Below are 12,574 nucleotides of genomic sequence, written 5' to 3' on the forward strand. Positions count from 1 at the left end.
GAGTGCGCGCCGCGGTGCGGGCGGGCTCAGCCGCGGCGGTGGTACGGGCAGCCCGGCGCAGCCCCGCCGGACGGCGGTTCGGCGGCGGACTGCGGCGGTGCGGTGGGCTGCGGATCGGCGGACTGCGGATCGGCGGACGGTGCTTCGCCGGGCGGCGGGGGCAGCGGGCGGCCCTGCGTGTCGTGCTGGGCGAACCAGTTCTCCGCCATCCGCAGCCGCCGCGCGTCCACCACCATCCAGGTGCCGAGCACGAACTGAAGGGTGCTGCGCCCCACGTCCTCCCAGCGGTCGCGGACCCGCAGCGCGGCCAGCGCCGCGTTCCTGCGGTGCCGGGGCAGCGGGCGGTCGCGGGGGACGAGCAGGCAGGGCGCCCGGTGCGGGATGGAGCGGGTGTGGGAGACCGACGAGTGCAGCGTGAAGCGGCGCAGCACCTCCCGGGTGGCGGCGCGCATCACCAGCGGTGCCAACCGCCATGCCGGGCAGGGCCGGTTGGCCGCGACCCCGAACGGGATGTGGTGCGCGTCCTTCACCGACAGCCGGTCCCAGCGGCCGGGGTCGAAGACGTCCGGGTCGGTGTAGCCGGTGGCGTGGTAGGCGGGGTAGTCGAAGCAGAGCACGGTGCCGGCCGGGTAGCCGGCGCCGTCCCCGAGGTCGATGTCGGCGCCGGTGATCCGGTGCGCGATGCCGAACAGCGGGTACAGCCGCAGCGTCTCGTTCATGACGTTGCCCAGGTCGCGGTCGTCGTCCGGGTGCGCGGCCAGGCGCTGCTGGACGTCCTGGTGCTGGGCGAGCACCAGCAGCAGGTGCGCCATCGCCTCCGACATCTGCACGACGGCGGTGTTGAAGAAGGCGCCCTGGAGGTAGTGCGCGCGGTCCAGCGGCGTGGCGAGTTCGGCGGGCAGGTCGTGCGGCAGGTCGCCCGCGGCCAGCCGGCGCAGCAGGTAGCGGGTCAGCCGGGTGCGGCGGCGCATGTGCCGAAGGCGGGTGTTCTTCAGGGAGTTGACGACGTCCTCGGCGTTGCCGACGATCAGGCGCCGCGCGTCGGGCGGGCACGGCTCGTGGAAGACCAGTTCGTGGAAGAAGTCGGCCCAGACCGGCATCATCAGGTCGCGCAGCCGCACCAGGTGGGCCCGGTGGCCCCGCGTTCCCGGCCGCGCGGGCGGCAGGTGGCCGTCCAGGACGCGTGCGGTGCAGCGGGCCGCGGCGGCGGACAGCTCGGCGCTGGACCCGGCGAGGATCGCGGTGGTGGTCCGGGCCACCGCGTCGTAGCGCGGCCCGGGTTCCAGGTGCTCCTGGTGCACCTCGGGCCCGGGGGACAGCCAGTACCAGAACAGATCCGACAGCCCGGCGCCCTTGCTGCGCCCGTCGGCGGCGGGGTGCGCGTACAGCTCGGCGAACCGCTCGGGGCCGACCTGCTCGTTGGGGACGATGACGCCCTCGGGCCCGTTGACCTTCTCGAACACCTTGACGCGCAGGGCGACCAGGGACTTCGGCAGCCAGTACGGGCTGGACAGGGCGGCGGCGGTGGCCGCGGCGGCGACCGTCAGCCGCCGTACGGTGCTCGGCCTCATCCCAGCCCCACCCCCGGCAGCCGCCCGCGGACGACCACTTGGCCGCGGTCCAGGTCGGTGCGGTCGCGGGCCCCGCACAGCGCCAGCACGTGCGCGGTCTGCCCGGCCAGCTCCGCCAGTACCCGGGCCACGCCGGCCTCGCCCTCGGCGGCCAGCCCCCACAGCACCGGGCGCCCGACGCCGACCGCGGTGGCGCCGAGCGCGAGCGCGGTCACCACGTCGGCGCCGGACCGTATCCCGCCGTCGAGCAGTACCGGGACGCGGCCCGCGACGGCGTCGGCCACCGCGGGCAGCGCCTCGACGGTGGCGGGCGCGGCGTCGAGCTGCCGGCCGCCGTGGTTGGAGACGATCACCCCCGCGGCGCCCTCGTCGACCGCGATCCGGGCGTCGTCGGGGTGCAGGACTCCCTTGACCAGCACCGGCAGTTCGGTGCGGGTGCGCAGCCGGCGCAGGTCGCGCCAGGACAGCCCGGGGCTCATCGCGATGTCGAGGGTGCCGCCGGGCGGTGCCCCGGGCAGGCCGCGCATGTTCTCCGCGGCGTAGCCCGGCGGCAGGTCGTGGAAGCCGTTGCGGTCGTCGCGGCCGCGGCGGCCGAAGACGGGGGAGTCGGCGGTGACCACCAGCGCGGTGCAGCCGGCCTGTTCGGCCCGCCGCACCAGCGCGTCGGTGACCTCCGCCCGCGGTTGCAGGTAGAGCTGGAACCAGACCGCCGCGTCCTGCCGTACCTCCCGGGCGGCCGCCGCCACGTCGGCGACGGCGGTGGTGGCCGCCATGGAGGTGATCAGCACGGTGCCGGCGGCCGCGGCGGCGCGGGCGGTGGCCCGTTCGCCGTCGGGGTGCGCCAGGCGGTGGAAGGCGGTGGGGGCGACCAGGACCGGGGTGGCCGCGCGGGCGCCGGGCAGCTCGACCGCGGTGTCGGGGGGCCCGGCGCCGCGCAGCACCCGGGGCAGCAGGGCGAGGCGGCCGAAGGCGCGGACGTTCTCGGTGAGCGCTCGCTCCCGGCCGGCGCCGCCCTCGAAGAAGTCCCGGTGGACGGGGTCGAGTTGGACCAGTGCCTTGCGGTGCAGCTCCTCGAGGGCGTCCGGCGGCGGCTGCGCGGTCACGGCGTCTGCGCGGCGGCGGGCTCCTCGGTGGGCGCCGCGGGGAAGAGGTGGGTGGCCAGGAAGCGGACGAGGGGCGCGCGGTGCACGTCCTCGCTGTCCCACTCGTTCTCCAGGTTCTCGGTGAGGTGGTGCTCGGTGAGCAGCTTCCCGTCCTGCCAGAGCCGGACCACCGGGTGCAGGTAGCGGCTGTCGAGCCCGCCGGTGTCCTGTTGCGAGAGGCGGTTGACGGTGACGTCGAACGGGTTCACCTTGTCGTGGTCGGCGCCGTACTCCAGGGTGACGGTCAGGTAGTGGTCGACCGGCCCGAACTCGCCCTCGCCCACGGCCCGGTGGAGGTGGTCGACGGGCACCTCGTCGTAGTAGCCGACCGCGTCGGGGCCGACGAGGACGGCGTCGCCGAGGAAGCCGAACATCTGCCAGAGCGCCGAGGTGCGGTTGATCCGGGTGACGACAGCGTCGGCGACGGCCTCGGCGTTCGCGGGCAGTTCGGTGTGCGGCCACTGCTCGTCGTGGTAGCGCCTGTTCAGCACCCGGCTGAGCGCCCGCACGCCGTAGCGGAAGCCGTGGATGAAGCCGCTGGTGGACTTCTTGAAGTCGCGGGCCTGGGTGATGGTTCCCACGAAATACACATCGGGTACATTTGTGGACTCCCACGCATCGGTCTGCGCGGGGAAGCGGTCCTTGATGGTCAGTTCCGGCCGGCACTCCTCGTCGAAGAGCGACGCGTCGAAGCGGAATCCGGTGGCCATGATCACGCGGTCGTAGGATATTTCCTTGACTACTTCGTTCACCCGGACGAACTTCACTGCGACATGGTATTTTCCGTCCGATTCCGACTTTTTGATGGAGGCGATCTCGCCGTCCAGCAGGGCGTTCTGCGACTTCAGCTGATAGGTGTCCAGGAAGTTGTTGTTGACTGCCCTGAGGTGGCCCACGAAGTGGGTCTGCCAGGCCAGCTTGAGCGATCCGGGGCCGAGGACGTGAATGACGGCGGCGCGCTCGATGAGATTGTCGGCGGTCTCGAACGCGGAATTCCCGCGGCCGACGATCAGCACCCGCTGGTCGGTGAAGTCGTCCGGGTCGACCGAGACGTCGCTGTACTGCTCGGCGAGTTCGGCACCGGGAATCGGCGGAATGTAGGGGCGGGTCACCCCGGTGGCCATGATCAGGCGCTTCACCCGCAGCAGCGAGCCGTCGGCGGTGTGGACGAGGAAGTCCCCGCGCGGGGTGGCGCCGTCCGCGGCGCTTCCGGCGGCCGCCTCACGACTGATCCGGGTGACGCGGGTGTGGTAGCGGATACGCAGTTCGTGGGTGCGGGCGAAGTCCGCGAGGTAGCCGACGAAGTCGTCCGCGGGCGGGAAGTAGCGCGAGGTGACCTCGGTGAAGAGCGGGCTGCTCTCCTCCGAGAGCAGCGAGTTCCAGTCCGTGCGCAGATTCAGTTCCGGGTCGTCCCAGCCGGTGTGCACCTTGTTGCTGGATATCAGGGTCCGGTGCCGCGGGAACTTCGTGAAAAAGGTGCCGGGCGCCGTGCCCGCCTCCACCACGAGATAATCGCGGCCGGCGCGTTCGAGGAAATATGCGGCCTGGATTCCGGCTGGCCCTGCGCCTACCACAAGGTAGTCGATCCGCTCTTCTCCGGACATTCTTCCTCCCGGTTGTCCCGACGGGTTCAACACCATAATTGATGTTTCAAGGATCGCTCCAGGGTTCCTGATGTGATCCATGTCACATGGCTTTGCGAGATTGGAAATGCTGTCGTGCGGATAATGTCGCCAACGACCAGGAGTGCGCACCCGCCGGCGCCTCCGCAATGCCCGTGCGCCGCCGAGGCGGTTTACCCGCTTGCCCGTGGCCGAAATGCCTGCCGGGCCGGCCGCGCGGATCGGAGGGGACGATGAACAATCCGGCCGAATCGCCGTTTCCGCAGGCCCTGATCGACGCGTTCGCCCACGACCCGGACACTCCGGCATTCGAGTTCCGGACCCGGCCGGTCGGCCGTGGCCGGGTGCTCGCCCTCGTCCGGGCCTGCGCCGAGCGCCTGGCCGCCGCCGGACTCGGCCCGGGCCGCGGGGTCGCCCTCACCACCGCCGTGACCCCCGCGGGCTTCGCCGCGCAGATCGCCGCCCACCTGCTCGGCTGCCGCGTCACCGGGCTGCGCCCGGGCCTGACGCCCGCTCAGCTCCACCATGTGCTCGCCCAGGACATCGACGCCGTCCTGGTCGACGACACCACCCGCACCGAACCGCTCGCCGACGCGGCCAAGGCGGCGGGCGCCGCCGTCCTGGACGTCGAACGCGACCTGCTCGACGGCCGCACTGGCGACGGCGGCATCCGCGACGACGGCACCCGCGACGACGGCACTCGCGACGACGGCACCCCCGCCGCGACCCCCCGCGCCGCCCTCCACGACGACGGCACCCCCGCGCCCGGCGCACCGTACGACGGCACGCCCGGCGCCGGACTGGTCGCCCGCGGCCGCCCCGACGACGTCGCCCTGATCACCCTCACCAGCGGCAGCACCGGCCACCCCAAGGGCTGCGCCCAGACCTACCGCGCCCTCGCCGCCCACTGGTCCTGGCAGCCGGCCGACCGCTGGAGCGACACCGCCCGCGAACTCGCCGCCGGATACCGCCGGTTCCTCGTCTTCGGCACCCTCACCAGCGCGGTCATGCTCGAACACCTCGCGCTGTGCCTGCTCAGCGGCGGCACCGCGATCATCCCCGAACCCCCGGTCTCCTTCCCGCACACCTGGCAGCGCCACCGCGTCACCGCCTGCCTGTGCACCGTCCCGCGGCTGTACCAGGTGCTGGAGACCCTGCGCACCGAGGACGTCGACACCAGCAGCATGCGCGTACTGCTGGTGGCCGGCTCGCCGCTGCCCGCGCACCGCCTCGCCGAGGCCGCCGAACTCCTCGGCCCGGTCGTCCACCAGGGATACGGCCAGACCGAGGCCGGCATGCTCGCCCTGCTCACCCCCGGCGACCAGGCCCGCCACGGCGCCGCGGTGCACGACTCCGTCGGCCGCCCGATGCCCGACGTGGCGATCTCGCTGCGCGACCCCGAAGGGCGCGAGGTGCCCGCCGGCGCCCCCGGCGAGGTCTGGGTCCGCTCGGCCGGCGCCATGTCCGGCTACTGGCGGGACCCGGAGCAGACCCGCGAGGTCGTCCAGGACGGCTGGATCAGGACCCGGGACCTCGCCACCCTCGCCGAGGACGGCTTCCTGCGCCTGCTCGGCCGGGCCCGCGAGGTCGTCTTCGTCAACGCGATCCTCTACTACACCGCCGCCATCGAGGCCGCGCTCGCCGGCCACCCGGACGTCGACCAGGCCTACGTCGTGGCCGTGCCCGACGAGCGCACCGGGGAGGCCCCGCACGCCTTCGTCGTCCCGCGCGCGCCCGGCCGGCCGCCCGCCGCCGGCGAACTGCGCGCCGCGGTACGCGCCGCACTCGGCGCCGACGCCGTGCCCGCCACGATCACGGTGCTCGACACCGTACCCGTCGCGCCCAGCGGCAAGCCCGACAAGAAGGCCCTGCTGGCGCGGGTGACGGCGGCCGCGGCCGGCGCGGCCGGCGATCAGCACGCGTAGCGACGCCGCCGGGGCACCGGGGGCGCCGGATGTACAACGGCCGGTGTGCTTATGCTCGAACAATGACGACGCGTGAACCTGAAGAGCCCGCCGCCGCGGGGACGGAGAGCCGGCCGACGGCGAACGCGATGCGCCGCGCGCTGCACCGCGCGGCGGAAGGGGTCGCCCTCGACGCCGCGGAGGCGGCCGTGCTGCTCCAGGCGCGCGGCGCCGACCTGGAACGGCTGTCGGACATCGCGGGCCGGGTCCGGGACGCCGGACTGGCCGCCGCCGGCCGCCCCGGCGTGATCACGTACTCGCGGAAGGTCTTCATCCCGCTGACCCGGCTGTGCCGCGACACCTGCCACTACTGCACCTTCGTCACGGTGCCCGGCAAGCTGCGGCGGGCCGGCGAGGGGATGTTCCTGTCCCCGGACGAGGTGCTGGACATCGCCCGGCGCGGCGGCGAACTGGGCTGCAAGGAAGCGCTGTTCACCCTCGGCGACCGCCCGGAGGACCGCTGGCCCGAGGCCCGCGAGTGGCTGGACGCGCACGGCTACGACGACACGCTCGCGTATGTGCGCGCCATGGCAGTCCGAGTGCTGGAGGAGACCGGGCTGCTGCCGCACCTCAACCCCGGTGTGCTGGGCTGGACCGACCTCGCGCGCCTCAAGCCCGTCGCACCGTCGATGGGCATGATGCTGGAGACCACCGCCACCCGGCTGTGGTCGGAGCCCGGCGGCCCGCATCACGGCTCGCCGGACAAGGAACCCGCGGTCCGGCTGCGGGTGCTTGAGGACGCCGGCCGCTCCAACGTGCCGTTCACCACCGGCATCCTGATCGGCATCGGGGAGACGTACACCGAGCGGGCCGAGGCGCTCTTCGCGATCCGCCGCACCGCCCGGCAGTACCACGGCATCCAGGAAGTCATCGTGCAGAACTTCCGCGCGAAGCCGGACACCGCGATGCGCGGCATGCCCGACGCCGAACTCGGCGAACTCGCCGCCGCCATCGCCGTGGCCCGGATCGTGCTCGGCCCCGCCGCCCGTATCCAGGCACCGCCCAACCTGGTCGACGGCGAGTACGGCAGGTTCGTCGCCGCCGGGATCGACGACTGGGGCGGCGTCTCACCGCTGACCCCCGACCACGTCAACCCCGAGCGCCCCTGGCCGCAGATCGACGAACTGGCCGCGCGCACCGCCGAGTCGGGCTACACCCTCAAGGAGCGGCTGACGATCTACCCGGAGTACATCCGCCGCGGCGAGCCCTGGCTCGACCCGCGGCTGCTGCCCCACGTCACCGCGCTCGCCGACCCCGCGACGGGCCTGGCCCGCGAGGACGTCCGGCCGCAGGGCCTGCCCTGGCAGGAGCCCGACGAGGCCTTCCCCGCCGCCGGCGGGCGCACCGACCTGCACCGCACCATCGACACCCACGGCCGCAGCGCCGACCGGCGCGACGACTTCGACGACGTGTACGGCGACTGGGCGAGCCTGCGCGAACAGGCCGCGCCCGGGCTGGTGCCCGACCGGGTGGAGGCCGACGTCCGGCAGGCGCTGTCGGTGGCAGCCGACGACCCGACGCGGCTGACCGACGCCCAGGCCCTGGCCCTGCTGCACGCCGACGGCCCGGCGCTGGACGCGCTGTGCCGGATCGCCGACGACGTGCGCCGCGACACCGTCGGCGACGACGTGACGTACATCGTGACGCGGAACATCAACTTCACCAACGTCTGCTACACCGGCTGCCGCTTCTGCGCGTTCGCCCAGCGCCGCACCGACGCCGACGCGTACACCCTCTCCCTGGACCAGGTCGCCGACCGGGCCGAACAGGCGTGGCAGGTGGGCGCGGTGGAGGTGTGCATGCAGGGCGGCATCCACCCCGACCTGCCCGGCTCGGCCTACTTCGACATCGCGCGCGCGGTCAAGGCGCGGGTGCCGGGCATGCACGTGCACGCCTTCTCCCCGATGGAGGTGGTCAACGGCGCGACCCGCACCGGCATGTCGATCCGGGACTGGCTGACGGCCGCGAAGGAGGCCGGGCTCGACACCATCCCCGGCACAGCGGCCGAGATCCTGGACGACGAGGTCCGCTGGGTGCTCACCAAGGGCAAGCTGCCCGCCGCGACCTGGGTCGAGGTGGTCAGCACCGCGCACGAACTGGGCATCCGCTCCTCGTCCACGATGATGTACGGCCACGTGGACCAGCCCCACCACTGGCTCGGCCACCTGCGGCTGCTCGCCGAGATCCAGCAACGCACCGGCGGGTTCACGGAGTTCGTGACGCTGCCGTTCATCCACACCAACGCGCCGGTCTACCTCGCCGGGATCTCCCGGCCGGGCCCGACGCTGCGCGACAACCGCGCGGTCACCGCGATGGCGCGGCTGCTGCTGCACCCGCACATCCCCAACATCCAGACCAGCTGGGTGAAGCTGGGCGCCGAGGGCGCCGCGGAGATGCTGCGCTCGGGCGCCAACGACCTCGGCGGCACCCTGATGGAGGAGACCATCTCCCGGATGGCGGGCTCGCGTTACGGGTCCTACCGCTCGGTGCGCGACCTCGTCGCGATCGCCGACGCGGCCGGCCGCCCCTCCCGCCCGCGCACCACCCTGTACGGGCAGGTGCCGCAGGAGCGGATCGACGCGGCGCTCGCCTCCGACGGGCACCTGCCGGAGCTGCTGCCGGTGCTGGGCGACTGAACGGCGGTGCGGGCGGCGGCGTCGCACCGCCGCCCGCACCGGGTGCGCGCTACTGGTTGAGCCGGTCGCGCCAGTCCGGCGGCACCCGGTCCGACGGCCCCGGCACGCCCTGGTCGGCCGGGTGGCTCTGCGGCGCCGCCAGCTGCGGGCCCTGCTCCACGTACTGCTCCCTGGCGTAGTCCCAGAACCAGTCCTCGCCCGGCTCGAAGCTGCGCACCACGTCGTGGCCGGTGGCGGCCGCGTGCGCGCTGGCGTGCTGGCCCGGCGAGGAGTCGCAGCAGCCGATCCGGCCGCAGGCCGCGCACCGGCGCAGGTGGAACCACCACCCGCCGTCCGCGTCGCAGCTCGCGCAGCCGGTGCCGCTGGGCGGCACCGCGGGGTCGATCGCGGGGGCCCCGGAGTCGCCGGGTGCGCCCATGTCGTCCGACGGGGTCATACGGTCTCCTCCTCAGTGTCCTGGCCGGCCTCCGGCGTGTTCAGCGGCAGGTACACCCGGAAGCGGGTGTCGCCCGGCTCGGACTCGACCTTCAGGTCGCCGTGGTGCTTGTTGACCACGATCCGCCAGGAGATGTCGAGGCCGAGGCCGGTGCCCTGGCCGACCGGCTTGGTGGTGAAGAACGGCTCGAAGATCCGCTGCCGGATCTCCGCCGGCACACCGGGACCGGTGTCGCGGAACTCCACCACCAGCCTGCCGTGCTCCGCCGAGGTCCGCACGGTGAGCGTGCCGGCGCCGTCCATCGCGGCCACCGCGTTGTCCACCAGGTTGGTCCACACCTGGTTCAGCTCGCCCGGGTAGCCGGGGACGCGCGGCAGGGTGTGGTCGAACTCCCTGACCACTTGCACCCCCGCGCCGATCTTCCCGGCGAGCATCTGGAGGGTGCTGTCGAGCAGGTCGTGGACGTCGACCACCTGGTAGGGCGCCCGGTCCAGCTGGGAGTACTGCCGGGCGGCGCCCACCAGGCCGGAGATCCGGGAGGTGGAGTCCTCGATCTCGTTCATCAGCAGCTCGGTCTCGACGGTGTAGTTGAGCCACCGCACCGCGCTCTCCAGCACCTTGCCGTCGACGGCCGCGGCGACCTGGTCGAGCCACTCCTCGTCCAGCCCCGCCTGCACGAACGCCGGTGCCAGGTCCCAGCCGCCGGCGATGCCGTGCGCGTCCATCCAGTCCGCGATCGCGTCCTCGCGGTCGGAGGCGTCCATCGGGCTGAGCTGCTCGGCCTTCGCGACCCGCTCGGCGGCCCGCTCCTGGACGCTGACCAGGGTGTCCAGGTCGGCCTGCCGGTAGGGGCCGCCGGCCAGGATCTTCAGCTTGTGCCGCATCCCGGCGACCCGCTCGCGCAGCGCGGAGGTGGCCCGCAGCGCGGCGGCGGCCGGGTTGTTCAGCTCGTGGGTCAGCCCCGCCGACAGCGACCCCAGCGCGAGCAGCCGCTCCCGCTGGCTGACCACCTGCTGGAAGGACTTGTTGCCGAAGAACAGCCCCTCCAGCAGGTGCACCGCCATCGGGAACCACTCGGTGACGATGTGCGCGAAGTCGTCGGCGGCCAGCACGAAGAACCGCGAAGGCGCCGTCACCCGCATCGAGTTGGTGTACCGCTGCGGCACCCGGTCGCCGAGGTACGCCTGGAAGGCGCCGGTGTACACGCCCCGCTGGGAGGTCCTGGCCACCTCCACGTCGTCGTCGCCGACCTTCCGGGAGGTCACCAGCGCGCCGTCCAGCAGCACGTAGAAGCAGGTGGCCGGCTCGCCCTCGGCGAAGACCGGGCCGGGCTCGAGGGTCTCCACCCGGCCGATCCGGCACAGCTTGGCCAGCTGCTCCGGGGTGAGCTTCTCGAACAGGAAGAGCGTGCGCAGCTCGTCCGGGTCGCACGGGTCGAGCGGGCGCTGCCGCGCCTGCTGCGTCTGCTGCGGTTCGTCGGTCACAGCCCCTCCAGGTAGCGGTGCACCAGCATCACGGCCATCGCGCCCTCGCCGACCGCGGACGCCACCCGCTTCGCCGACTCCGCGCGCACGTCGCCGGCCGCGAAGACCCCCGGCACGCTGGTCTCCAGGTGGTACGGCAGCCGGTCCGGCTGCCAGCCGGCCGGCCGCTGCCCGTCACCGGCCGGCAGGTCCGGCCCGGTCAGCACGAACCCGTGCCGGTCGCGGCGCACGGTGCCGTCCAGCCAGTCGGTGCGCGGCGCGGCGCCGATGAACACGAACATCCGCTGGGCGTCGACGAGCTCGTCCGAGCCGGTGGCGGCGTCGCGCAGGGTCAGGCCCGCCAGGTGGTCCTCGCCGTGTACCGCGGTGACCGACGTGCCGGTGCGCACCTCGATGGTGGGCACGGCCGCGATCTGCTGGATCAGGTAGTGCGACATGGACGCCTCCAGCGACGCCCCGCGCACCAGCAGCGTCACCGACTTGGCGTGCCGGGCCAGGTGGACGGCGGCCTGGCCCGCGGAGTTGGCGCCGCCGACGATGTACACGTCCTGGCCGTCGCAGCCGGCCGCCTCGGTCAGCGCCGAGCCGTAGTACACGCCCCGGCCGGTGAGTTCGGCCAGCCCCGGCACCTCCAGCCGGCGGTAGGCGACACCGGTGGCCAGCAGCACGCTCTGCGCGGTGACCGCGGAGCCGTCGGCGAACCGCACGGTGCGGGCCGAACCGTTGACCTCCAGCGCGGTGACCTCGCAGGCGGTGAGCAGCTCCGCGCCGAACCGGGTGGCCTGGCGGCGGGCCCGGTCGGTGAGCTGCGCGCCGGAGACGCCGTCGGGGAAGCCGAGGTAGTTCTCGATCCGGGCGCTCTGCCCGGCCTGGCCGCCGGTCGCGGTGCGCTCCACCAGGACCGTGCGCAGCCCCTCGGAGGCGCCGTAGACCGCGGCGCCGAGCCCGGCCGGGCCGCCGCCGATCACCACCAGGTCGTAGAACTCCTCGGCCGGTGCGGTGGACAGGCCGACCCGCACCGCCAGGTCCTGGTCGGACGGCTCCAGCAGCACCTCGCCGCCCGGCGCGATCACCACCGGCAGCCGCAGCCCGTCGTGCCCGGCGGCCTCCAGCAGCCGCCGGCCCTCGGCCTGGTCGGACTGGTACCAGCGGTAGGGCACCTGGTTGCGGGCCAGGAACTCCCGCACCCCCGAGGAGCGCGCCGACCAGCGGTGTCCGATCACCTTCGTCTCGGGCACCGGGCGGTGGTCGGAGCACAGCCAGCTGTCCAGCAGCTCGTCGACCACCGGGTAGAGCTTCTCCTCCGGCGGGTCCCACGGCTTGAGCAGGTAGTGGTCGAGGTCGACGACGTTGATCGCGTCGATGGCGGCACCGGTGTCCGCGTAGGCGGTGAGCAGCACCCGGCGCGCGCCGGGGTACACGTCCATCGCCTGCTCCAGGAACTCGATGCCGGTCATGTTCGGCATCCGGTAGTCGGCCAGGACCACCGCGACCAGGTCCCCGCGCAGCTTCATCTCCCGCAGCGCGTCCAGTCCGTCCTGGCCGGATTCCGCCCGCACCACCCGGTACCGCTCGCCGTAGCGGCGGCGCAGGTCGCGGGCGATCGCCCGGGAGACCCCGGGGTCGTCGTCAACGGTGAGGAGCGCGGCGCGGCGCGTGCCGGCGTCCGGCTCGGTCATCGGCATCCCGTCCCGTGCTGTCGTCCATGTGTTCGGCAGT

The 12,574-nt window shown here is 73.6% G+C and carries 8 protein-coding genes; 2 read left to right on the forward strand and 6 right to left on the reverse strand.

The window, feature by feature from the left end:
- Positions 1–26 precede the first annotated feature (26 nt).
- The 3 genes from AC3EVP_RS31700 to AC3EVP_RS31710 are packed head-to-tail and all read right to left on the reverse strand — an operon-like array spanning position 27 to position 4,317.
- Positions 27–1,571, reverse strand: a complete 1,545-nt coding sequence (locus AC3EVP_RS31700; RefSeq protein WP_435135874.1) for a cytochrome P450 — start codon at positions 1,569–1,571, stop codon at positions 27–29.
- On the reverse strand, positions 1,568–2,674 hold the full coding sequence (locus tag AC3EVP_RS31705) for an alpha-hydroxy acid oxidase (protein ID WP_435135876.1): 1,107 nt from the start codon (positions 2,672–2,674) through the stop codon (positions 1,568–1,570). The genes AC3EVP_RS31700 and AC3EVP_RS31705 overlap by 4 nt, the downstream gene beginning before the upstream one ends.
- The gene (locus AC3EVP_RS31710) at positions 2,671–4,317 is read right to left on the reverse strand and encodes an NAD(P)-binding domain-containing protein (RefSeq protein WP_435135878.1); all 1,647 of its coding nucleotides are present in this window, start codon (positions 4,315–4,317) and stop codon (positions 2,671–2,673) included. The genes AC3EVP_RS31705 and AC3EVP_RS31710 overlap by 4 nt, the downstream gene beginning before the upstream one ends.
- A 251-nt stretch (positions 4,318–4,568) precedes the next feature.
- Between AC3EVP_RS31710 and AC3EVP_RS31715 the strand changes: the two genes are divergently transcribed.
- Positions 4,569–6,260: a class I adenylate-forming enzyme family protein gene (locus AC3EVP_RS31715; RefSeq protein WP_435135880.1), complete on the forward strand. Its 1,692-nt coding sequence runs from the start codon at positions 4,569–4,571 to the stop codon at positions 6,258–6,260.
- Between the two features lie 62 nt (positions 6,261–6,322).
- Entirely contained in the window at positions 6,323–8,935 is a 2,613-nt protein-coding gene (locus tag AC3EVP_RS31720; RefSeq protein ID WP_435135882.1) for a bifunctional FO biosynthesis protein CofGH, read from the forward strand.
- Positions 8,936–8,984: 49 nt separating this feature from the next.
- Here AC3EVP_RS31720 and AC3EVP_RS31725 read toward each other — a convergent pair whose 3' ends face one another.
- From AC3EVP_RS31725 to AC3EVP_RS31735, 3 genes are read right to left on the reverse strand one after another with little or no spacing between them, the layout of a single operon-like run.
- Entirely contained in the window at positions 8,985–9,371 is a 387-nt protein-coding gene (locus AC3EVP_RS31725) for a UBP-type zinc finger domain-containing protein (RefSeq protein WP_435135884.1), read from the reverse strand.
- A complete protein-coding gene (locus tag AC3EVP_RS31730; protein ID WP_335976492.1) occupies positions 9,368–10,855 on the reverse strand; it encodes an ATP-binding protein in 1,488 nt (495 codons plus the stop codon). Before AC3EVP_RS31730 ends, AC3EVP_RS31725 begins: the two co-directional genes overlap by 4 nt.
- Positions 10,852–12,534 (reverse strand): NAD(P)/FAD-dependent oxidoreductase, encoded by a 1,683-nt coding sequence (locus tag AC3EVP_RS31735; protein ID WP_435135886.1) that lies wholly within the window; start codon positions 12,532–12,534, stop codon positions 10,852–10,854. The genes AC3EVP_RS31730 and AC3EVP_RS31735 overlap by 4 nt, the downstream gene beginning before the upstream one ends.
- Between the last annotated feature and the right edge of the window lie 40 nt (positions 12,535–12,574).

This window comes from Actinacidiphila sp. bgisy144 (assembly GCF_057708105.1).